The sequence below is a fragment of the Spartinivicinus ruber genome, from assembly GCF_011009015.1.
In the GTDB taxonomy this organism is placed as follows: domain Bacteria; phylum Pseudomonadota; class Gammaproteobacteria; order Pseudomonadales; family Zooshikellaceae; genus Spartinivicinus; species Spartinivicinus ruber.
In genome coordinates this window covers 2,157,708-2,179,352 of the sequence record NZ_CP048878.1, presented here as the reverse complement: position 1 = coordinate 2,179,352, position 21,645 = coordinate 2,157,708, and the positions used below count along the sequence as shown (strand labels likewise).

23 protein-coding genes and 2 pseudogenes are annotated in these 21,645 nt (G+C 38.9%); 14 read left to right on the top strand and 11 right to left on the bottom strand.

Features of this window, described 5'->3' with window-relative positions:
• Positions 1-87 precede the first annotated feature (87 nt).
• The gene (gene grxD, locus G4Y78_RS10245) at positions 88-435 is read right to left on the bottom strand and encodes a Grx4 family monothiol glutaredoxin (RefSeq protein WP_163832932.1); all 348 of its coding nucleotides are present in this window, start codon (positions 433-435) and stop codon (positions 88-90) included.
• Positions 436-656: 221 nt separating this feature from the next.
• Entirely contained in the window at positions 657-2,222 is a 1,566-nt protein-coding gene (locus G4Y78_RS10240; RefSeq protein WP_163832931.1) for a hydantoinase B/oxoprolinase family protein, read from the bottom strand.
• Positions 2,223-2,357: 135 nt separating this feature from the next.
• Here G4Y78_RS10240 and G4Y78_RS10235 point away from each other — a divergent pair, with 135 nt between their 5' ends.
• Positions 2,358-3,431: an ABC transporter ATP-binding protein gene (locus tag G4Y78_RS10235; RefSeq protein WP_163832930.1), complete on the top strand. Its 1,074-nt coding sequence runs from the start codon at positions 2,358-2,360 to the stop codon at positions 3,429-3,431.
• A gap of 23 nt (positions 3,432-3,454) precedes the next feature.
• Complete coding sequence (locus tag G4Y78_RS10230; protein WP_163832929.1) at positions 3,455-3,871, top strand: phnA protein; 417 nt, start codon at positions 3,455-3,457, stop codon at positions 3,869-3,871.
• Positions 3,872-3,918: 47 nt separating this feature from the next.
• On the opposite strand, the gene G4Y78_RS10225 is transcribed toward G4Y78_RS10230, so the two are convergent.
• The 3 genes from G4Y78_RS10225 to G4Y78_RS10215 form a co-directional block, all read right to left on the bottom strand.
• Entirely contained in the window at positions 3,919-4,509 is a 591-nt protein-coding gene (locus tag G4Y78_RS10225) for a carboxymuconolactone decarboxylase family protein (RefSeq protein ID WP_163832928.1), read from the bottom strand.
• A 138-nt stretch (positions 4,510-4,647) separates the two neighbouring features.
• Positions 4,648-5,019, bottom strand: a complete 372-nt coding sequence (locus G4Y78_RS10220; protein ID WP_163832927.1) for a hypothetical protein — start codon at positions 5,017-5,019, stop codon at positions 4,648-4,650.
• Positions 5,020-5,505: 486 nt separating this feature from the next.
• Positions 5,506-6,363, bottom strand: a complete 858-nt coding sequence (locus tag G4Y78_RS10215) for a substrate-binding periplasmic protein (RefSeq protein ID WP_163832926.1) — start codon at positions 6,361-6,363, stop codon at positions 5,506-5,508.
• Between the two features lie 140 nt (positions 6,364-6,503).
• Here G4Y78_RS10215 and G4Y78_RS10210 point away from each other — a divergent pair, with 140 nt between their 5' ends.
• Positions 6,504-6,965 (top strand): acyl-CoA thioesterase, encoded by a 462-nt coding sequence (locus tag G4Y78_RS10210; protein WP_163832925.1) that lies wholly within the window; start codon positions 6,504-6,506, stop codon positions 6,963-6,965.
• A gap of 296 nt (positions 6,966-7,261) precedes the next feature.
• Positions 7,262-7,837 (top strand): hypothetical protein, encoded by a 576-nt coding sequence (locus G4Y78_RS10205; RefSeq protein WP_163832924.1) that lies wholly within the window; start codon positions 7,262-7,264, stop codon positions 7,835-7,837.
• A gap of 19 nt (positions 7,838-7,856) precedes the next feature.
• Here G4Y78_RS10205 and G4Y78_RS10200 read toward each other — a convergent pair whose 3' ends face one another.
• Positions 7,857-8,942 (bottom strand): PQQ-dependent sugar dehydrogenase, encoded by a 1,086-nt coding sequence (locus G4Y78_RS10200; RefSeq protein ID WP_163832923.1) that lies wholly within the window; start codon positions 8,940-8,942, stop codon positions 7,857-7,859.
• Between the two features lie 145 nt (positions 8,943-9,087).
• Between G4Y78_RS10200 and G4Y78_RS31870 the strand changes: the two are divergent.
• A pseudogene (locus tag G4Y78_RS31870) lies at positions 9,088-9,249 on the top strand (phage nozzle protein); the annotation flags it as partial.
• 4 nt (positions 9,250-9,253) lie between these two features.
• Here G4Y78_RS31870 and G4Y78_RS10195 read toward each other — a convergent pair.
• Complete coding sequence (locus tag G4Y78_RS10195; protein ID WP_163832922.1) at positions 9,254-9,577, bottom strand: STAS domain-containing protein; 324 nt, start codon at positions 9,575-9,577, stop codon at positions 9,254-9,256.
• A 367-nt stretch (positions 9,578-9,944) separates the two neighbouring features.
• Complete coding sequence (locus G4Y78_RS10190; RefSeq protein ID WP_163832921.1) at positions 9,945-10,262, bottom strand: STAS domain-containing protein; 318 nt, start codon at positions 10,260-10,262, stop codon at positions 9,945-9,947.
• Positions 10,263-10,359: 97 nt separating this feature from the next.
• Between G4Y78_RS10190 and G4Y78_RS10185 the strand changes: the two genes are divergently transcribed.
• Positions 10,360-10,566 carry a hypothetical protein gene (locus tag G4Y78_RS10185; RefSeq protein ID WP_163832920.1) on the top strand — a complete coding sequence of 69 codons (207 nt, stop codon included), beginning with the start codon at positions 10,360-10,362 and terminating at the stop codon, positions 10,564-10,566.
• Between the two features lie 119 nt (positions 10,567-10,685).
• Here the strand turns inward: G4Y78_RS10185 and G4Y78_RS10180 are convergent, their stop codons facing one another.
• Positions 10,686-12,107 carry a S8 family peptidase gene (locus G4Y78_RS10180; protein WP_163832919.1) on the bottom strand — a complete coding sequence of 474 codons (1,422 nt, stop codon included), beginning with the start codon at positions 12,105-12,107 and terminating at the stop codon, positions 10,686-10,688.
• A gap of 563 nt (positions 12,108-12,670) precedes the next feature.
• Here G4Y78_RS10180 and G4Y78_RS10175 point away from each other — a divergent pair.
• From G4Y78_RS10175 to G4Y78_RS10140, 8 genes and pseudogenes are all read left to right on the top strand, one after another.
• Complete coding sequence (locus G4Y78_RS10175) at positions 12,671-12,859, top strand: hypothetical protein (protein ID WP_163832918.1); 189 nt, start codon at positions 12,671-12,673, stop codon at positions 12,857-12,859.
• A 617-nt stretch (positions 12,860-13,476) separates the two neighbouring features.
• Positions 13,477-13,899, top strand: coding sequence for an InvB/SpaK family type III secretion system chaperone (locus G4Y78_RS10170; protein WP_163832917.1), 423 nt, complete (start codon positions 13,477-13,479; stop codon positions 13,897-13,899).
• 12 nt (positions 13,900-13,911) lie between these two features.
• Positions 13,912-14,580 carry a hypothetical protein gene (locus tag G4Y78_RS10165; RefSeq protein ID WP_163832916.1) on the top strand — a complete coding sequence of 223 codons (669 nt, stop codon included), beginning with the start codon at positions 13,912-13,914 and terminating at the stop codon, positions 14,578-14,580.
• Positions 14,581-14,660: 80 nt separating this feature from the next.
• Positions 14,661-16,829, top strand: a complete 2,169-nt coding sequence (locus G4Y78_RS10160; RefSeq protein WP_163832915.1) for an HIT family protein — start codon at positions 14,661-14,663, stop codon at positions 16,827-16,829.
• Between the two features lie 555 nt (positions 16,830-17,384).
• On the top strand, positions 17,385-18,125 hold the full coding sequence (locus G4Y78_RS10155) for a phage tail fiber domain-containing protein (protein WP_163832914.1): 741 nt from the start codon (positions 17,385-17,387) through the stop codon (positions 18,123-18,125).
• Positions 18,126-18,297: 172 nt separating this feature from the next.
• The gene (locus G4Y78_RS10150) at positions 18,298-18,690 is read left to right on the top strand and encodes a PilZ domain-containing protein (protein WP_163832913.1); all 393 of its coding nucleotides are present in this window, start codon (positions 18,298-18,300) and stop codon (positions 18,688-18,690) included.
• Between the two features lie 176 nt (positions 18,691-18,866).
• Positions 18,867-19,019 (top strand): hypothetical protein, encoded by a 153-nt coding sequence (locus tag G4Y78_RS10145; RefSeq protein WP_163832912.1) that lies wholly within the window; start codon positions 18,867-18,869, stop codon positions 19,017-19,019.
• Positions 19,015-19,248: pseudogene (locus G4Y78_RS10140) on the top strand (IS3 family transposase); the annotation flags it as partial. The gene G4Y78_RS10145 and the pseudogene G4Y78_RS10140, both read left to right, overlap by 5 nt.
• Here the strand turns inward: G4Y78_RS10140 and G4Y78_RS31680 are convergent.
• Entirely contained in the window at positions 19,241-19,378 is a 138-nt protein-coding gene (locus tag G4Y78_RS31680; protein ID WP_408022084.1) for a DUF6538 domain-containing protein, read from the bottom strand. The pseudogene G4Y78_RS10140 and the gene G4Y78_RS31680 overlap by 8 nt on opposite strands.
• Positions 19,379-19,436: 58 nt before the next feature.
• Complete coding sequence (locus tag G4Y78_RS10135) at positions 19,437-21,596, bottom strand: S9 family peptidase (protein WP_163832910.1); 2,160 nt, start codon at positions 21,594-21,596, stop codon at positions 19,437-19,439.
• Between the last annotated feature and the right edge of the window lie 49 nt (positions 21,597-21,645).

Genomic DNA, 21,645 nt, shown 5'->3' with positions numbered 1-21,645 from the left:
GAAAATAAAAATGTTCGACTATTTGGTCTTTGTTCGTTCTATAAAAAAGGCCGCTTACGCGACCTTTTTTAGTTTAACAAGGTAAGATTATTCTGCTGGCTTCTCTTCAGCTTGAGCTGTATCAGCCACAGCAGCTTTCACTAGCTTCTGTAGTTCACCACTTTCATACATTTCCATTAGAATGTCACTGCCGCCTACCAACTCACCATTAATCCATAACTGGGGAAAAGTTGGCCAATTGGCATATGTCGGCAGGTTGGCACGAATTTCCGGGTTTTGTAGGATATCAACATAAGCAAACTTTTCACCACAGGCCATCATGACTTGTGCAGCCCGAGAAGAGAAACCGCACTGAGGCAATTTAGGAGACCCTTTCATATATAACAAAATTGGGTTGGATTTAATCTGCTCTTCAATTTGCTCCATTATGTCCATTCGATTACCTCATCAGATACCAAGTCATTAAACACTCCCACCATTTTACCTAAGCACTAACAAAAATGCTCCCTTAAATTTAAGGGCACCTCTAAAAATGCTCCTTTTCCGCGATAGTGGTGTTAGCCCTGTACTCAGGTCCTTATGTATTACTTTACATTGTGACCTTCCGTGTGGCATTGCCTTGCTCTCACGAAAAATTACTATTTTTAAAGGTGCCCTTATGTGTGCCTAGCGATTTGTGGTGTTCTTATCCCATTACCAAAACCACCACCACCTGGGGTATTGATTGTTAGTATATCGCCGGGTTTAGCGACAAAGCTGCATTTGCCCCCAATATCCTGGTAATTCAAGCCATTTAGTCCAGTCAAACCATTGCCGCCGCCTGATAATCCCCAAGGTTCATTGGTTCGCCGTTCACTCAACAAAGTTACTTGGGCAGGTTGTAAAAACTCAAATTCTCTAACGATTCCATCCCCTCCAAGGTAGTGGCCCTCTCCACCAGAACCATAACGAATTTTATAACGTCTGATGCGCAAAGGATAATGCATCTCCAGGCTTTCGACTGGCGTGTTTAATGTGTTAGTCATGTGGCTATGCACAGCCGACAACCCAGGTCCTGCCTGACTGGCACCCATCCCTCCAGCAATAGTTTCGTAATAATCCCAACCGGGTTGGTTTCCATCTGCTGGCCACCCCATAGCTATATTATTCATTGTGCCCTGACTAGCTGCCGGAATTTGCTCAGGAATTGCTTTTGCTAATGCCCCCAACACCACGTCCACAATTCTTGATGATGTTTCTACATTACCTGCAGCCACCGCTGCAGGCCGTTTAGCATTCACCAAGCAACCCTGTGGGGCCTGTAGCTGAATAGGTTTGAAGCTACCTGCACAAGCCGGCGTTACCGCAGGCATTAAGCAACGAAAACCATAATAAACGGCAGCCGCTGTTACAGATAAAGGACAATTAATATTACCAGCCACCTGTTGTGCAGTGCCGTTAAAATCAACCACAACAGTATCACCACTCACCTGCAAATTAAGGCTAATCACTATATCTTGATTGCCTTGCCCATCATCATCCATAACATCTTCAAAGCAATAGCTGCCATCGGGTATTTGCTGGATAGTTTGCCTTGCCAGCCGTTCAGCATAGTCATTCAGGGCTTTTAATAAATCATTAAATGTCGCTACACCATAGGTTGCTAATAGCTCGGCTATCCGCTCACTGCCTACCTGACAAGCACTGACTTGCGCATTAAAATCACCTGCCTGCTCTGCCCGCCCCGGTTTTGCCAGTCGTGAAAACACTTGCTCCACCAACTTGCCTTGCTCACGTATTTTTGTTGGAGGAATAATCTCTCCTTCCTGTTCAAGTCGAGTTGAAATTGGCATTGAGCCAGGCGTTTCTGCACCAATGTTGGCATGATGGGCACGGCTTGCAACAAAAGCAGCCAACTGATCATTAATAAACACTGGAGCAATGATAGTTACATCAGGCAAATGGGTGCCTCCCAGATAAGGGTCATTTACAACTACCATGTCACTAGGCAACCAGTTAATAGAACTCACTATTTGTTGCATTGCATAAGCCATACTGCCTAAATGCACAGGAATATGCGCTGCTTGTGCCACTAGCTCACCCTCTCGGGAAAATACCGCACAGGAAAAATCCAAGCGATCTTTTATATTGGGAGAAAAAGCAGAACGTTTTAATACTGCCCCCATCTCATCACAAACAGCACTCAATCGATTGGCAAACACACCCAACTCTACAGCATTCATTAATTTTCCTTTTTCTATTGCAAACCTGGGCTGATCAGCTCTACCATAGCTCAGCCTTTCATTGTGGCTATAAGTAAGAACACTAAACTTGATAAAACACAACACTTAATCATTTTGTACCCAAACCACAAAACAATGGAATCACCATTACTCACGTTAGAAGATGTTCACTGTGGCTATAATCACCATACCATAGTTCATAACATCAGCTTTCATATTAACCCAGGCGACATTTGTAGCCTGTTAGGTCCAAGTGGCTGCGGCAAAACCACAACACTACGTGCTATTGCTGGGTTTGAGCCTATCAGTCAAGGTTTGGTTAAATTAACTGACAACATACTATCAAGCCCACAACACAGCGTTCCACCTGAAAAACGGGAAATAGGTATGGTGTTTCAGGATTATGCGCTGTTCCCCCATTTAACGGTGGCTAAAAATATTGCTTTTGGTATCCCTAAACAAACTAATAAAGCCGCTATCACTGACAAGTTATTAAATCTGGTCAATTTAACTGGCTATGGTGAACGTTTTCCCCATGAGCTATCTGGTGGTCAACAACAGCGAGTGGCATTGGCTCGTGCTTTAGCACCTGCTCCCAAATTGCTGCTAATGGATGAACCATTTTCTAACCTGGATATTGACCTCCGTCGCCGGTTAAGCGAAGAGGTACGAGAAATTCTGAAAAGCCAGGGTATTAGTGCAATTTTAGTCACCCACGACCAGGAAGAAGCCTTTAGCTTTTCTGATAAAGTTGGTGTGATGAAAGAGGGCAAGTTACTCCAATGGGATACACCCTATAATTTATACCACGAGCCACGTACACATTTTGTCGCCAATTTTATTGGCCAAGGGCATTTTATTCGCGGCAACGCCACCAGCCCCGAAAGTGTCGCGACCGAGCTCGGCGAACTCACAGGTAACCGTTCTTATGATTGGGTTGTTGGTACACCTATTGAAGTATTATTACGACCAGATGACGTGATAGAAGCACCTGATAGCCCAATCAAAGCCCACGTTGTACAAAAAGTGTTTAAAGGAGCCATGACCCATTATCACTTACAACTATCGACAGGCAGTATTGTGGAGTCATTAATTCCCAGTCACCATAATTACGAGATTGGAGAGCAAATTGGTATTAAGGTAGAAGCCGACCATCTGGTGGCATTTTCATCACCTACTGATGGCAATAAAACATCCATTGTTCTGTAATTGATAAATGAAATGACATAAAAATGGCTAAAGGATATGACGACCATCAAGCTCGACTAAGTGAGTTAAACCTGTTAGGAAAAGCCCTCACTCGTCGGGCGAAGTCCTGTTGCGAGCTGTGTGAAGCAAGCGGAGTTAAATTAACTACTTATGAGGTGCCGCCTATACCTGTAGAGCCGGAGCTTGATCAATGCTTGTTGCTTTGCCCAACCTGCTATGAGCAATTAAATCGCCCAAAATCTATTCAGACTGACCACTGGCGGTGTTTAACCAAAACCATGTGGAGTAGCCTGCCTGCTGCTCAAATTATTGCTATAAGAATGTTAAAATATTTAGCAGATAAAGCCGACTGGGCAGCAGAGTTACTTGAGCAGGCATACCTTGAGCCAGAAATAGCAGAGCAAATTGACAAGGCAATCATTACTGAGAAAAAGAAATAACAACGTCTAAGCATAGATGCCATCCAGCATCTATATTGACTAAACCTTTATATATGCTTGCCGCCGCTCCAACCGTGGCATTTCAACACTTGCTCTGCCAACGCCTTAGGAGGCCCCTCCAGGTCAGTGGCCATTGAGTCATTCCAACGATTTAAAAAACCATATAAACAAACTGCTGCGAGTATTTCTACAATTTGTTGTTCTGACCAGTGCTGCTTCATTTTTATCATTAAGGTGTCGTCAACAGCATTAGGGACAGCTCCAGACGCTAAAGCAAAATCCAGTGCCACCCTTTCTGCCTCAGTATATAAAGAGCTTGTCTTATAATCCCACACTGCAGCTACTTTTTCATCACTGATACCATGAATTTTTGCCGCCACTAATGAGTGTGCCTCACAATAACGACACCCTGCTGCTTTACTGGCAAAATGGGCAATCAGTCGTTTAAATCCCATATCCACACTACCGTAAGGACTCATCACCGCTTCTGTTAATACTGTAAACCCTTTTACAACTTCAGGGCAACGTTGCATGGTTAACATACTGTTAGGCACAAAGCCTAAAATACGCTCAAATACACTAAAACTGTCTATTAATTCAGGATGGTGGGTCGTTGGTAATGGTTGTAAATAGGCCATAGTAATTTATCCTTATAGTTTTTATTGTCTTCCTTTACACTGATTTCACTTTTGAAACAAAGGCAACCTACTCATTAAATATCTCTCAATTTACACGATAAAATTTCACTGTAGTAAAAAAATGTCTTTCCGCAAACTTTATTTAAGCGCAAAAACCCAGGGTACAGAACTGTTATCAGCCAGGTCATAAGCGACCACACACAACGTCATTGGTAGTTGTTCCTTGTTCAACAGTATATTTGACCAAAATGGAATTTTATAACCCGCCTGATCATTACAGTCGGTAATTTCAGTCGCGCCATGCTTCACTTTAAACAGGCTAACCTTGGGTGGTAAGTGAGTTAACGAAATTCGTATGGTATCTCCCCAGTCCATTAATTGCACTGGTGGTATAGCAGCAAGCACAGGCGTTTGAGTTGAGGATAATGGCTCTGCAAAACTGTTACTAACAATAATTTGAGAAAAAACTACGATCCCAATTAGCTGAGTTAAAATATCCTGTTTATTCACTAGTCTTCCTTTGTTCCCTTATACCCTTTGATTGGCGATAGGCTAAACAGCCTGATTCCAAAATTTGACACCCTTCTTCTAAATACCCATCTTATGCTGTATATATTTTATTATCGTTAAGTATTTATACTGATCAGCCATTGATACAGGCTAAATATTTATATTCACTAGCCATTTATACTAACCAGGTTGGTCTCTAGCATAATTCGCAGGCTTCCAACCTGTCGCCATTTAGTACGTATATTAACCAGGAAGTATACTGCAATTGATGTAATTATTAGCAGCAAGATTTTTGCATAAATAAGTCTCAGTAGACAAGTTTGTTTTTTTAGCTTTTTATACGCTTCTCAAATGATTTTTAGGTAAACACAATTGTATATAACTAAAGGTTTGATAGGTATCAAATAGCATCAACGATAGACAACGAGTTTTACGAAATTGGTTCAAACGATCGATTTAAACTAACCGATTAGACAACTAAACTTATTATTTTAAATAAAAATCATTCTCAGGATATAATAACTGATATTTATCAAATAATGCTCTCATTTGACCTGTTTTCACCAAACGGATAATCCCCTTGTCAATTATTTCAACCAACTCATTGGCATGGGGAATGTGGCGACTAATCATCATATAAAAAGGCTCTTGCTTTACACCAGGAAGCTTCACATACCCCAATAGAGGGTCTGTCATAAAAGGCTTACCAATTACAGTAAAACCAATCATTATTTCATAGCCCTCTATAAAAACATCACATCGTCTACCATGTTTATGGAGTGCATTGATTAACAAGCCATAATTCTTTGCCCAAGCATCAACTTCATTTTCTTCAAAACCCCTTGCCGCATAGCTATAGCCAAAAATTCCGCAGGTTTTAAACCGTTTTTTTACATCCTCTACACCACTGATCAATAATTTTTCAGGGTGATATTTTTTCGAATAAAATATATAAGGATTTAATTGATAATATGGTTTTGTCAATAAATAAACTTGATTACGCTTATCACTATAAGATGCATTTAGCAACATATGATAACGATTCCCTTTCTCCACTTCGGCTTGTGCCCGTTGCCATGGTAGTAACTCCATCGTGTACTTTATATGGTGTGAGGTAAATATCTGATCAACAATATCAACCGCCAAACCTGCAATTTTCTGAGTAGCTTGTCCATTTTTTCGTACAAAATAGGTATAGGGAGGCCACTCTGCCAAATCATCTGCCACATTGACTACATGTGTAGACCAATAGTTACCAGCTAATAAATTTGTCTGACAGTAAATGGTGAACAGCCAACATTCAATAACGCTGATGCTTTTCATGAGTGAGAGAAAGTTATTCATATGATTATCTCAAGTGTAGCTTGCAGATAGAAAGATAGTGGGTAATTAAGCCTTCCCCTACTCAATTCTGTGCTTACCCTTGAGATTTCACTCATTGCTATCTATATATGCTGTTATCTCCTGGTAAAGAGCAAAGCACAATGAGTTACAAACACACCTTAAGAATGAGTGAGTTAGTAACCCCCGAAATGGCTAACTTTTCCGGCAAAATGCATGGAGGGGACTTACTCAGGTTGCTTGATCGGGTTGCTTATACCTGTGCCATGCGCTACTGCGCTTCTTATGTTGTTACACTGTCAGTTGATAAGGTGCTGTTTAAAGACGCCATTGAAATAGGTGAAATGGTCTCTTGCCTGGCAAGCGTCAATTATACTGGCAATACGTCACTGGAAGTGGGAATCCGGGTGGTTGCAGAGGACATTCGCCAACGCAAATCACGGCATACGAACAGTTGCTATTTTACCATGGTTTCATTGGACAAGAATGGCAAACCCACCCAAGTACCACCATTTACTCCTCAAACTCCGGATGAAAAGCGTCGCTACCAAGAAGCACTTCAGCGTAGGCAAATCAGGCTTGAAGAGGCTCAATTATCAGGCTGAATCCACTCCTAAGCAACTAAGACAGCAGCCATGCAATATAGCTAGCCTACTATACGGTATAATCACTCAAACAAAAATACTACAAGTCAGGTATAGCTAGTTGCTTTTTTGTTATTCATTAGCCACAGCTATACACAACTTGTTTCATTTTTTTAATGCTAACTATTCCTCAAAAGACCTCATAAAAATATGCGATAGTTCGCGCTTGTTTTTTAGCCTACTTCAAGCCATTCGTAACAATAAAGGAAGCTGAAGACCCATTATAAAATAGATTGGATATTTTTATTGAGGTAAATATGAAACGCATACTTTATTACTTACAGCATGTGGGTTTAGGCCTTAAGTCCCTGGCAATGGCAGTATACGAGACAGGCTTTACACTATTACCAATTATTGTTTATGTACTGATTTTATTATCGATTGGTAAAGAATGGGATAGCATTAAGCGGTTACCAGAATGGTCCTTTATTACGATTGCCCTATGGGGCATCATGTTACGCGACTCACTGAGAAGCTTTAAGCAAACAAAAGCAGACAATATCTTATTAACAACTGGGTTAATTATGTCTATTTCCGGGCTTGTTTTAACAACCGCCTTACTAACTATTTCAACCCTTAGTCAAAATAAAATTAATTTACCCTTACTGAAAGTTTATTATAACTATCAGTACATCATGTTTATATGTGCACTAATTCAATGCTGGTTTTTAAAAACAGTCGGCTTTTACCAAATCTTACCCAAACCACAAAAAACACAATCAGCCCCTTTAACAACAAGAGAAAGCAAAAGAACAGAGAAAAAACCAGAACGCAAAACCCGGAGCCGTCGCCAGGCTCCTATAATGGAAGATGATGAGCTAGAAGATTTTTAGTGCTACAGGGAAATATAACCTATTTCGGTCGTAATCTTAATAACTCCCCTGGACTTTGATCTGTCAGTAAGTAGACCAAACCATCAGGGCCTTCTGTAACAGCTCTGATGCGTTTATGAAAATCATAACGCTGCTCTGTCCCTTTTTGCACATCCGTTAAGGATACTCTAGCTAATAGCCGGTCTTTTAAAGCTCCCACTAAAAAATCACCTTGCCAGCTTTTAAACGGCTTACCTCTATATAAAGTCATACCAGAAGGCGCGATAGAAGGTACCCAATACCAATGGGGTTGTGCCATTTTAGGATCATGGGTTTTATCAGTAATTACATCGCCAGAATATTCCCGCCCATAAGTAATGACTGGCCAGCCATAATTTACCCCTGCTTCAACTAAATTAATTTCATCTCCGCCTTGGGGGCCATGCTCATGTAACCAGAGCTGTTGGGTTTGTAGATCAAATACCATCCCCTGGGGATTACGATGTCCATAACTATAAATTTCTGGCAGTGCATTGGGCTTTTTCACAAAGGGATTATTCTTTGCTGGTTTACCTTCAGCCGTTAATCTCAACACTTTTCCTGCATGAGTATTTAAACGCTGGGAATTATGGCGGTCACCTCGATCACCAATGGTCATATACAGATAGCCTTGCTGATCAAATACAATTCTTGAACCAAAATGACGTCCAGCCCGACTGATTGCAGAAGTAACCAACAGCTCTCGTATTTGTTTAAGCTGGGTCTTTTTAAAAATGCCTCTAGCTAAAGTTGTGGTATACCCACCTTCAACTGCCTTACTATAAGTCAAATACACCCACCGGTTTTGCTTAAAATCGGGGTGCAAAGCAATATCCAATAACCCCCCTTGCCCCACTTGAGCTACTGGCAAAGTGGCAATGGTTTTACTCACTTGATTATTTAATTGAATATATTTTACAGCACCACCTTTTTCTGTGATGAGTAATTCCGCAGGCGTGATAAATGCCATTCCCCAAGGGTAGCGTAAATCACTCACCAAACTCTCAACTTTAAAGGGCAACGCTTCAGCAACTACCCAGTCTGCTAAAATCAACCATGCTAATAAACCAATAAAAATCCGTTTCATGGTAAGTTTTCCACTAATCTCCAACACCCGCATGACGCAGAACAAACGCATATTCCATTGCTAACTCACGACAGGCCTGATAGCGACCGGATACTCTCCTGTGTCCTGCTTCCATCTCAGTATACTGTAGTGGTCTAATAGAAACCGTATTTCTCAGGTTCCCATAGAAAGCGGCAAGTTCTCTTTTGGCATACAATCAGAAGCAAGCAAGGTGAAAGTAGCGCTTATTTCTGAGTCACATCTTCCGTTAACCTTTCAGGCTGCCCAGTGGACTGCTCGCTTTTACAAAAGGAATCACCGTACTTAATTGGTTAAGCGTCTACGGATTCCTTTATTTCAACATGTTTTCCAAAAAAAGCATTATTTATTAATTCCGTAACCTCTCGTTTAGGGCTAATGATTGTTAAGTGGCCGTAATGCTTTTTAACTATTGAGCTTATTACAGCTAAATCCCCCATACCCATAGAGTCAATGTACTCAACTCCAGATATATCTAAAATCACATTGACATCATCATGACTAATCCGCTTGCTTAACTTTTTGCTTAGGCTAAATCTGTTTCCTGCAACTAAGCTCCCGGTTATACAAGCGATTAACGTTTCTCCAATTACTCTGCAGTGAAATGTAAATGACATACGACTATACCTCTCCTGCAATTGTTGCAATATATTATGCCATATGTGCAGCATATATAATTAACTTAAACATAAAATATGAAAACTAATAATTTTAAAAGACATTCTTCAATAAAAATCCGACAAACGGATAAAAGTGATTGTTACTTACTGGTTACCCGATTGAGATAACAAGATTTAGATGAATTAGAAACTCTTGGGGTTAGTCCTTTACACTCACTATTACACGGCTTGCGTCATGAGGTGGGGTGTTTACTGCATGGGAGAATGATAAGCTTATTGCTATGATTGGCATTAGAGGTCACAAAGTTTCAGGTTGCCCTTGGATGTTAGGCAGCTTTATTATTTTTAGTATACGGGAGAATGGCTATGAAACGTTTTTTATTCTAACAATATTTTTAAATATTAAATTTAGAATTGAGTTACAAGATTGTGATGGGTTGATGATGGTAAAACTACCACCTAGCTTATAAATCATAGAATGAAGTGCTAATAACTCCCCAAGCCCTGCTGAGTCAATATAACCAATATTTGATAAATCCAATTGAATGTTGTTGGGACAAGTTGTTATGATTTTATTAATTGTATCGACCAGACTAATTTTATTAAATTGAGTTAAGTTACCCTTCAAGGAAACTATCGTTAAATCTTTTTCTACTTTATAACTCAGTTTACAAGACATCATATCATACCTAATTAGGGGTACCTATTTAGTAGTATAATACAGGCAATCATTAATATGAATTACACCTTAGTGTGTATTTTTTTAAAAGGATAATTATTTGATAGAAATTAGACAAACAGAAGAAAAAGATTGTTACTTATTGGCCCCCAGAATACGACAGCAAAATTGTGCCGATGGAGTTACACCTTTAGACTCGCTATTACATGGCTTGCGTCATGGTGTGGAGTGTTATACTGCATGGGAAAATAACAGCCCGATTGCAATGTTTGGACTAAGTGAACATGACGAAGTAGGTGTTCCATAGTTATTGGGAAGCAATGAGCTAGAAAATAGAGGCAATATTCTGTGTAAGTTCGGTAAGCATAGGCTTGAGCCACCATCAGAACCTAAATAGATATTACCCCATATTGTTGATTAATTGAATTATTGTTTTTTAGACATTGCGGGAACAAGGTCTAATGACGTACCACAATTTAATCTAGGGATATAATAATCACTGTCGGTAGACTTCTTAATGTATTTATCCCCATACTGTAAATATGTTTTTATATCCGTAAGAGATAATGTTGGATTTTTTTCTAGCATTCTTGCAACACAAGCTGTTACTGCTGGTGCTGCTTGAGATGTACCATTCATACTTTTTGTGCCATTTGATTCATGGTCTAGCGAAATAATTTCTTGCCCAGGTGCAGCAATATCAGTAGCTTCACTGACGTTAGAGTAACACATAATTTCATCTTCAGAGAAAGAGCGCTGTAGACATTTATTATCTATCATTTGATTTACTTTATTAGAATGGTAACCATGAGCAGCAACAGAAATTACATTACTCAAACAACTTGGTATTTCTTCACTTCCAGTTAACCCTTCATTCCCATTTGCTACAATAATTATTTTTCCCTGAGAGGCTAATTGGTTTATTCGATCCTTCATTTCACCCACTACATATGAATCACATGTGCCAGGGAAAAATAATTTCGATCCAAGGCTTAAATTAATTATCTTTACATCTTGCAGGCTTGGATCCTCTTCTAAAAGCTTTAATGAATCAAGTAAGTCAGCTAATTCATACTCATTATAACTATTGATCACTTTGATACTTACTATTTCAGTTTTAGAAGCGCCACCTTCAGGAGCAGCATTTGGTTCCTTTGATTTATTTGCAGCGATTATACCTGTGACATGAGTCCCATGACCTTGATTATCTGCGGCTGAATTTTTTCCAGTTTGAAACTTTAAATTATTTGGACATATTCCGTAATCTTTACCATATGTCTTTTCTAAAGCTTCAATTTGTTTTAATGAGAGATCTTTAGGATTATATCGCTGAAAGCAGTATTCCTTTATAATTCTTCCTTGAATTTGAGGGTGGCTATTGTTTATGCCACTATCTATTACCGCAATTTTTACACCTTTACCTTTATAATCTGAAGCTGGTAGTCCCATAGTAGATATAAGTGTGCTGCTTGTATTAGAAGATAAACCTATACCTGTTCCGCTTTTTATAAAAATGGTACGATTATTCTTATAAATTTCTAGAAGTCCTCTAAGTGTTGTTACGATGTAAAAACTTCCACCATCACGACTGATACGTTGATCAACGACAGGTGCTGTTAGACTATTTATAACCGCTTTAGCTTCATTTTTACTTCTGCTAAACAGTTGTACTTCAAGTGAAAGCAACTCTTCATTTACATCATTGATTGATTGGGCTGATTCAAGTACAGCTTTTGATACTTTACTTGTACTCTGAATACTATTAAAAATTTCAGACTTTTTATCACTGGCAGTAGCACAAAATGAAGATAGGACTCCAATAGCCATAAATAATATATTTTTCGTCATGATTTTTTTATTTCTCTAATTTTTTTAAGCGGATATTAAAACATACAGAACATTTATTTATTATATAATAGCATTGATTTTTATTTAGGGTTGGGAAGTGGTTTGTATTTGCTACTTTAATTGGTGCGTAATAGCTTGTTAATTTTAGGTTCTGGCCGACCTGGCTCCGATGCCTATTTGCAACGGAACCAGAAAGTTTACCTATTCCTGAAGTTATCCGCTGGTTTTGGAAAAGCTATAGGTGGCACCAAGCACTCAGTCAACCTCAGAACTAGATGATTGAATTTTATACACATCAGATGAATTAGACCTTTAAATTCAAATCATGTCCCGCCCAAATGTAAAGAAAGTAAATTTTTTGTAAAAAGACTTATCTATAAAAAATACTCAAGAAAATTAGCGTATCATACAAGCTATAGATGTTACTTATATACACCGAATCATTTATGAAACGCTCAGAACAAATGAAACTTACACATATTTCAGGAGTTATTACTTGTACTCTATCTATTTTTAATATTAGTTGATTTATCTTCTTTAGTAATTTCCCTGGGCTTGCAATTGTGAAAACAGTATGTATTAAGAAAATACCCCATATAGCAGAAACCTTGGGTGTGTTGCAAATAGGCATAACCCTTGTCACCTGTTATCCTCTAAGCTGGCAAGATCACCGAAGGATTAAACGGTTAACGCGTCCTATTTTGGGGTTTATGAATTATCATGCAGCACAGAAAACGTTGGCGAGTATTTAAACCATGGCGATGATTAAAAAGGCTAGATGAAAACTAAGGTAGGATATGGTCGGTCTCACGCTGGGTTGTTCTATGCACTAGCGGCGAAAGGCAAAAAACAAAATATTTTTTAGAAACCAAGTGAAAATTTGCGACAAAACCGTAAATATACGGTAGCAAAAATACATGTGACTATTACGGCATACTAGTCAAAGAGGCATATTACTTTATATTTAAAATATCAAGTGTTTCTTTATTAGAAAGAATTTTACTACGCTTGTTGCTTGCTCAAATACTATCATGTGAACATAAGCACATTATTATTACGTCTAATAAAGTATATCATGATGTTGATTCACCTCCTTTTTAGATAAACTTTACTAAAACTTCTCACATGAACTTTAACAAACAATATCAACAAACTGCCTTATACTCTTAAATTATCCACTATTTTTGAGTAATTTTATGATTTTTTATCACTTGGTTTTATTTAGAAAAACCAATATGGACAGGTAAATTTAACTAATAATTTAATTATTTTTCCAAAAACCTGTTTTACAGTTCAACTCATCGAATACAGACATGATCTTCATGTCTGATACAAAAAAACAATTGGTTATTGTTATAGGGTAGAACACATGTTTAAAGATTTACTAGCATTCTCAAAAAATAACTATGATTTAGTCACTACGGTAAGAGAGGCATTATTACAACTCGATTGTCCTTCTGAGAAATTAAACGATTTTGATCAACACTCTGCAATTATCATTAATTTTACAAATAATATCAGTATAAATATTGCTGTATGTGAAGACAGGATTTGGGTTTGGAGTAAACTTCATTTAACTCAGAATGAGCTTACTATTCATGCAAACGAGGTATTCCAGCTATTAACAGCACCAATAGAGGGAGTGGAAACCAACCAATTAATTCTTGGAAAATCAGACCAAGGATACGAATTAAAAGCATTAGTAACTCCACCATATATAGAGAATAATCAAGGTCTTGCAACTATCATTGAAAAATTTTATGAAAATTTACTGACACTACACAATCTATAAGGAGTTTTCATAGTGGTAAAGCCTATCACATCAGTACAAAGTCCAATTAATATTGAAAGCAATGAAACAAGCCATAGAGGTATTGGTACACACATTCACCAGGTAGCGAACTCCTATTCTAATGCTCCTCACTCAAATAGTGCTTTAAGTACAAGACAGTCCATCAGTCAACCAATGAATCTACGACCTCTGGATAGTGATATACGCTACCACAATCAAACGAAGCATAAATTTGAGCTGGAAATATCCTGTCTTCATATAGCAAAAGAAAAAAGTGGGGCCACAACAACAGCTGTGACTAGTTTAGAGGAATTAAGGAAAGTTGTTTTTCCTAACGATAATGCTTATCACAAATTTGTCTTATCCTCAGACGACCAGTTAGCCATACACTCGATATCAATTGACACCTATTTAGACCAACCCAAAGCACTACGCCGTGTATCTCATGCTGCACTCGCTCAAGCAGAAGGCATTGATGGATTAAATGGTACAGTCAAATGTGCTGGAACCATTAGAGCTGCAAATGATGGACATTTTATAATTAACAATTCTTCAGGGCACTACAAAACAAGTAAAGACAGTTTAAAGCATATGCAAGCCAAGCTTGCGCTATGGGGGTCTATACCTGAAATAAGAGATATCACAGAAGAACCCCCTGGTGGTTTAAGAAGACAAAACTAACTATAGACTGGCAGTTAGATGAGGCAGCCAAATACATAAATCGAATAACCACATCATGCACACTTTTAATAGGAGTTAACATGCCCATTGTTATAGGTGGTGACTCTACGGTTAGTAAAACACCTTTAACTGATCCAGCTGTAAAGAACAGCTTTGGTCAGAATATTGCTGAAGTTACGAATAACTCAGTAGAAATACCACTCTCAAACTATCAGTATAAACAAGGTAGTTGTGATGACACATACCTAATCATGGCACGAGAAAGTGCAATAAAAGCAAAAAATGCCGCTGCTGATGATCGGGTTTACCCCAAAGCTCTTGAGTATTATGATTTAGCGCAATTACATTCCAAGCCTCAGCTTAAGTTCGTACCTACGAGCAAAGCCGTCAAAAAATATAATAACCCTGAAGTTGCCATGCTAAACCAAGCTAATTTTGCAAAACAAGTTAGCTTATACGACACGCTAAAAACTTCCAGCGGTGTTCCTGGCTTCATTGATGCTTTTTTTAAAGGAGAACCCAGTGGTAGAACAGAAGGATTCTCTCTTCATCCAGAGCAATTTGTTGGTACGAGATTTGACCCTAAATTAGGCGGTTTTATTATATCTCCCAACCCCTCAAATATTCCAGAAATAGGGCAAACCTATACAGCAATCCCAGAAATGCTCTTAGACAACACTAGGAGTACAACTGGTTTTGGGTTAGTCGCTTTTTGGGTACCCCCCAACCAATATGAAAGATATCCAGTGTTTCAGCAGCTTTTCCCTGATACTCCTATCCCCTCTGATGCACCAGCAATCGAACCTACGGCCACTATCGAGAATCGCCAAAAAAGAAATAACGACCAGGAGTTAAATACCGAGTATCAGCAAAGAACTGGCAACAGGTTTCTCTCAATACCTTTGCATCTTAGTGAAGCTCATATCCCACTGCTTGAAGACTTAAAAGCAACTGCTATTTCTCACTTATTTGATGTCTATCGATGTGATGAAAAACGAGAAAAAGTCAATATCTACTCCCATGCACCGATATATGCAATGCAAACTTGTGGATTACATTTTCACATTAGAGTAAATGAAGGCAATCATCCACTTGAAACTGACTTAAGAAACTTATCTGTGGATGAGATTATTAGTCAGTTAAAAAGTGCTGGTAAAATTACCAAATTTCCAATGACAAGTTCCGGCAAAGTCATCACCCAAAACCCAATACTTAAGCCAAAAACTTATGCAGATAATGGGGTTGATTTTGAGCGCGCTCCTAATCCGTGGAAAACTCCGGCAACAAAATCAGCTAATTTAGCATTCATTAACACTAATCGGGCCGCAGAATTACATGAACGAAGGATGACAAATAAAACACCCTATGAAATAACAGCAAAAGCGGCTAAGAAATATGATAAGGACTCCATTGCATTAGTTCCTCGCGAAAATATAAAAAAAAGGTTGCAAGGCTATAATAGTAACTTTGCTCTACCCAAGTTTATCCATAATTTTTTTGTTGAGAGTAACAATATAAAATCAAGAACGCTTGATGCACACCCTGAGCAATTTGCAGCCACCTCTTTTCAGCCAAAAATAGGTGGAATGATTATTATGCCTAACCCATCTTATACACCAGGGAAGAAAGAATTCTTCGACAACCCAACTCAAGCCAAGTTTGGTCCTGGTGGTTTTGGCTGTGTTGCCTATCTTGTTCCCTCCGATCTTTATGAGCATACCAGTGTTTTTAGTAAATTATTTACACATCAGGAACAGTCTGAGCAAGTGGCCACATTAAACAGAGAAACGGCTGCTGAATATAAAGCAAGAACGGGTAACGATGTTGTTTCAACAGTCAGTCATTTAAGGAAAGAGCATCTGAGCTTACTTGAGGAGATGAAAACACTTGCAATATCTCACTTGAAAACCGTTTATCATGTTAATGAAAGTGATAAAATAGACTTATATTTTCACAGCCCCGTTTATGGTGATAAAACCGCAGGATTGCACTTACATCTTCGAGTGAATCAGGGGGTTCACCCAGGTGAAAATGACACTCAACGACTTGATCTTGATAAAGTAATATCAATATTAAAAGATGAAAATATTGCTGATGAACAAATCGAAGACGCTATTATTGATACAGCAAAACGTACCACATCAGATAAAGTATTTTCAATGAGTCCAATCTGGAATAAAGCGCAATTCGAGAACCATGATGCAAGCTTTGAAACACTAATGAACCCCTGGAAACGGCCATTTAGTTAAGCTTTATTGTATTCTTCTCGAGAGGTTTTAACTCAGCTAAAAGACTTTTGTGAAAGAATGAGCTGGAGCGACTAACTGAAAATTAAAGTATCTCCTCGGCAGCTATGTGCTTGAAAAAATTCTGTTAGCACACGCTTGCCGAAAGGAGACTTTTCAGTTGTTTTTCACATATTTAATTAATTATAAAACGGCTTTCCCTTGGACGCACTTATCCAACTAACGCATAAAATTGTTCAGTCAGTGATAAATTGCCACGATAGTGTTTTTTCATTTGCCCTTTTTTAATCATATGCATGAACTCGATGCCTTTTAAGATTTTCTTAGCCTTCTCTTCAATGCCCAAGTTGTTCAGCGTTTACTTTTGGTTCGCATCTCCGAAGGCTTCCCAAAACAGTTGTTGTATGGTCTAAAACACAGGGACCTACACACAGCCTCACTCTTTATGCACTCCACTTTCTTTGCTGGTCTTGTCTACGTTGGCCAAACTCATTTACAAGCCACTGGCAGACACGACAGACGGGAATTTTTACGCAGACGGCTAGCTCCTGAAGTGTTGTGGTCCGTGTTAAACGCGACACGCCTTTACATGAGCGTGCTGTTGATTTCGGTGACGGCGCTATTTTATCCGAAGCCATTTTAGATAAAGCTAATGAACAGCTTTTTTATGTTGCTCAGGAAGTCCTTGATTATTCGGAGGGTTTACTGAAGATGAAAGAGGACGGTTACTTTGACGCGTTAAATAGACGAATTAGAAATGTCGCTAATCCAATTGAAAATAACGATGTTGTGAATCTAGGCTTCATGAACTCGCAATATATTCCTACAGCGCGCGCAGAAGCGGACCTCGCAAAAAGCGGAAGAGAAAAAACCGAGCATGTCAAAGCTTCAACTAATCAACTAAAAATTGACACAGAGCAAACTTTAAGTGAAGCCAGAACTTTTACTACTTCAATTAAGAAGCAGACTGAGGTATTAAGGGGGAAAGCTGAGCAACATATGGTGACTGCCCATGCGTACAAAGAGAAAGCTATTGCAGAAGCAAATAAGGCAACGTCGGAGGCTAATCGCGCACATGGAGAAGCCAACAGAGCAAAAGGCTATGTTGAGAAATATAAGCCTGAAGTAAAAGGCTCTTGGACTTTTGATGATTATAGGCAATATGCGGTAGATGGTGTCGGTCTTGGTGGCGCGTGTATTTATAATGATGGCACTAAATATAAAGCATTAATGATACTTGGTAATACATCAGATGATGATAAATGCCGCCGTATTTGGTTTTGGATGATGCCAACGTAACGGAAACACTGACTGAGAAAGGCAAGCCTGTTTATCACCAAGGTAATGTAATTTTGAGTAAAGGAAATCCTTCTGGTGGTTCTCACGGTAATCTCTGGTTTAAATATAGCTAGTCTACAATAAGTCAATTATAATTGTCGTGGTATGTTATGAAAGCCAGGGAAAGCATTGCATGGAAAACCAGCGTAGGTATAAGAACCGGCACTACTTACGAAAAAGAATAATATGGAATGGGAAACTATCTAAGATAGAAAAAGACATAAAACATTACAGTTTTAATACAGTTAATGTGTCAACTGGAGGAGTCCTTATACATACACAAGCGGAATTGGAGCAAGACTCGACTATTCAACTAGTAATTTTTGCTTTTGATGATATAAAAAATAAAGAACTACCAATAAAAATAAATGCTAGAGTTATCCATGTAGCTAAAATAAGCATGCAACAAACAGAGTCTCAGTACGACTTTCAAGACAGCAAGCAAGTATATCAAGCAGGCTTAGAATTTGATGACCTATCACCAGATACTTCTGAATTTCTAACAAATATAATTCTAGCCTATTAACACTAAACAATTTAAATAATAAATAAGAGTGACATTTTAGATGGTACTCTTTATCACCTATGTCAGAAACTTTTTTAAATATTAATAATCGCTGGTAATCGCTTGATACCACTTATGTCAATGTAAATGGCCACTGGAAAGAAACGGATATTTTTGTCAATGTTAATGGCGTTTGGATGTTAGTTTCACTTAAATGTGTTTCATTGGGTAGCGGAACAAATGTGAATTTATTTGCCACCCTACTTTCTCATGTTGGCGGTGCGGGTAATATTGAAATTACCTTAACAGGCACTTTTAAAGCTTCATCCACTAGAAATGCTGCTCTCTAGCATGGGTGATATAGGCGCGTGCAGGGACAATTCGGTTGTTGAATGGTTCTTTGGTAGCCTCAAACACAATTGGCTGTTGAAAATACTACAACTGACGTGTAAGTGTATTAAAAATGATGTCACTGCTTATATGCGATATTACAACGTAGACAGGCTGCAAACTGCTAATAATGATATGTCACCAGTCGAATATGAAAATTCCTTTAGAAAAGTGTCCTGTTTTAGTTGAGCAGAACATACCGCTTTGACTTGGTTTGCAAAGAGATGAAAACCTCACGCTTATCAAAGGTATGCCTTAAGTCTTCAGGAAGAACCTTTCTAAAGTAATAAGTAGAATTTCGTAATAACAAGTTACGCATCCGTCACCTCATTTTTGTAGCAGAAGCTTGAAAGTTCACAGGCGTAAAAATCGACAAATTAATCTCCAACACCCGCATGATGCAAAACAAATGCATATTCCATTGCTAATTCACGATAAGCCTGATAGCGACCGGATACCCCACTGTGCCCTGCTTCCATCTCAGTATACAACAGGATTTGATTATCACTGGTATCGTAGTGTCGTAGTTTGGCGATCCACTTGGCAGGCTCCCAATATTGCACTTGTGAATCATGTAGTCCAGCTGTCACTAACATATTAGGATACGCCTGACGGGTAATATTATCGTAAGGAGAGTAGGACTTTATATAATCATAAGCGCTGCGATCATTTGGGTTTCCCCACTCTTCATATTCATTGGTGGTAAGTGGAATTGATTCGTCAAACATAGTAGTCAAAACATCAACAAACGGGACCTCAGCGACAATTCCTCGATATAATTCAGGTGCCATATTAGCCACCGCCCCCACTAACAAACCACCTGCACTTCCCCCCATCGCAAATACATTATCGGCTGCACCGTACCCTTCTGACACTAAATAGCGTGTCACATCAATAAAGTCGTTAAAACTATTCAATTTATGATCAAGTTTACCTGACTCATACCATTGCCGACCTAAATCCTCACCACCTCGAACATGAGCCAACACATAAACGACTCCTCTGTCCAAGAGGCTTAATCGTGCTGAACTAAAAAAAGGGTCTAACGAGCTACCATAAGCACCATAGCCATAAATCAACAAAGGGTGACCAGCATTACGACGAAATCCTTTACGATAAACTAGCGAGACTGGTACCTTCACTCCGTCTCTAACAGCTACCATCAGCCGTTCAGATTGATAAAGTTCTGGTTTGAAAGTACCGATCACTTTATCCTGCTTCAGTAGTATTTTTTGACGCGTTCGCATATTGTAGTCAAATACTGAGTCTGGCGTAGTCAATGAAGAATAACCAAAGCGGAGGATTTCCGTATCCAGCTCTTCATTATGGCCAATATATGCCGTATAAGCGGGCTCGCCAAAGTCTAAATAATGATCTTTATTATTATTCAACTGACGTATTCTCAGCTGTAACAAACCGTTGGTCCGTTCGGCAACCACCAAATAATCTTTAAATGCTTCTAGGTCTTCTAGAAAGGTATCAGCCCGATGAGGAATCACTTCTTGCCAAGCTTGCTTATCGCCAATATGACGCTTATCTACCGTCATTAACCGAAAGTTTTCTGCCTGCCAGTTGGTTCGAATATAAAATCGGTCAGCAACATCTACTAATTCATATTCATGACCTGGCTCCCTACTAACAAATGAAACAGGTTTGGCCAAAGGATTATAGGCATCAATTAACTTAATATCACTGGTGCGTGTGCTGGTTAACTCAATTACCACATATTGATAGGATTTTGTCGTATATAATGAAGTAAAAAACTGGTTATCGGCTTCTTCATACACTAGCTGATCTTGCTTTTGCTCGGTACCCAGCTCATGCCTATATACCTGATAAGGTAATAAGGTTTTTGGATGTTTGCGGGTATAATACAGAGTTTTATTATCACTGGCCCAGGCAATATCACCTGACGTATTGTTTAACTTATCACCAAGTAGTTTACCTGTTGTTAAATCTTTTATACGAATACTGTATTGCCGACGTCCATTGGTATCTTCAGAAAAGGCCAACAGCTGCTGATTAAAACTAACCTCCGCCTCCCCTAGCTGGTAATATTTGTGTGGCTTTGCTCGCTCGTTCAAGTCTAAAAGGACTGATTCAGTCGCTGTTAAGTTTCCTTTGCGCCGGCATAATTTTTCATATTCATCATTCCCTTCAAAGCGGTTGTAATACCAATAGTTTCCCCGTTGATAAGGAACGCTTCTGTCGTCTTTTTGCAGCCGACCAACCATTTCCTGATAAAGCTGCTCCTGCAACGGCGCTATCGGCTTTAAGTTTTGCTGTGTATAGCTATTTTCTGCTAACAGATAATCCAACACCGGCTGAGCCTTACGTTCATCATCCCTCAGCCAATAGTAAGGATCTACTCTCTCTTCACCATGTGCTTTCAAGGCTTTTGGGTGCTGCTTGGCAATGGGAGGGGATTTTGACATATTGACAGTATTCTCCACTGGTGTTGATACAACATTATTTGAAATCAGGAGTATAGCTAAGCTGACTATCCACTTTATGCTACCATTACACCGCTGCTTCATTGTATTCCTTGTTATACTACACAAATGGTATTACCCACCTAAGTTTTGC

What these genes read in the sequence shown, in the direction of transcription:
- G4Y78_RS10145 (WP_163832912.1), top strand. Translation starts at nt 18,867, where the DNA reads ATGTTAGTTTCACTTAAATGTGTTTCATTGGGTAGCGGAACAAATGTG.
- G4Y78_RS10135 (WP_163832910.1), bottom strand. Translation starts at nt 21,596, where the DNA reads ATGAAGCAGCGGTGTAATGGTAGCATAAAGTGGATAGTCAGCTTAGCT.
- G4Y78_RS10150 (WP_163832913.1), top strand. Translation starts at nt 18,298, where the DNA reads ATGGAAAACCAGCGTAGGTATAAGAACCGGCACTACTTACGAAAAAGA.
- G4Y78_RS10225 (WP_163832928.1), bottom strand. Translation starts at nt 4,509, where the DNA reads ATGGCCTATTTACAACCATTACCAACGACCCACCATCCTGAATTAATA.
- G4Y78_RS10160 (WP_163832915.1), top strand. Translation starts at nt 14,661, where the DNA reads ATGCCCATTGTTATAGGTGGTGACTCTACGGTTAGTAAAACACCTTTA.
- G4Y78_RS10235 (WP_163832930.1), top strand. Translation starts at nt 2,358, where the DNA reads ATGGAATCACCATTACTCACGTTAGAAGATGTTCACTGTGGCTATAAT.
- G4Y78_RS31680 (WP_408022084.1), bottom strand. Translation starts at nt 19,378, where the DNA reads ATGCGTAACTTGTTATTACGAAATTCTACTTATTACTTTAGAAAGGTT.
- G4Y78_RS10205 (WP_163832924.1), top strand. Translation starts at nt 7,262, where the DNA reads ATGAAACGCATACTTTATTACTTACAGCATGTGGGTTTAGGCCTTAAG.
- G4Y78_RS10170 (WP_163832917.1), top strand. Translation starts at nt 13,477, where the DNA reads ATGTTTAAAGATTTACTAGCATTCTCAAAAAATAACTATGATTTAGTC.
- G4Y78_RS10215 (WP_163832926.1), bottom strand. Translation starts at nt 6,363, where the DNA reads ATGAATAACTTTCTCTCACTCATGAAAAGCATCAGCGTTATTGAATGT.
- G4Y78_RS10210 (WP_163832925.1), top strand. Translation starts at nt 6,504, where the DNA reads ATGAGTTACAAACACACCTTAAGAATGAGTGAGTTAGTAACCCCCGAA.
- G4Y78_RS10240 (WP_163832931.1), bottom strand. Translation starts at nt 2,222, where the DNA reads ATGAATGCTGTAGAGTTGGGTGTGTTTGCCAATCGATTGAGTGCTGTT.
- G4Y78_RS10195 (WP_163832922.1), bottom strand. Translation starts at nt 9,577, where the DNA reads ATGTCATTTACATTTCACTGCAGAGTAATTGGAGAAACGTTAATCGCT.
- G4Y78_RS10200 (WP_163832923.1), bottom strand. Translation starts at nt 8,942, where the DNA reads ATGAAACGGATTTTTATTGGTTTATTAGCATGGTTGATTTTAGCAGAC.
- G4Y78_RS10230 (WP_163832929.1), top strand. Translation starts at nt 3,455, where the DNA reads ATGGCTAAAGGATATGACGACCATCAAGCTCGACTAAGTGAGTTAAAC.
- G4Y78_RS10190 (WP_163832921.1), bottom strand. Translation starts at nt 10,262, where the DNA reads ATGATGTCTTGTAAACTGAGTTATAAAGTAGAAAAAGATTTAACGATA.
- G4Y78_RS10180 (WP_163832919.1), bottom strand. Translation starts at nt 12,107, where the DNA reads ATGACGAAAAATATATTATTTATGGCTATTGGAGTCCTATCTTCATTT.
- grxD (WP_163832932.1), bottom strand. Translation starts at nt 435, where the DNA reads ATGGACATAATGGAGCAAATTGAAGAGCAGATTAAATCCAACCCAATT.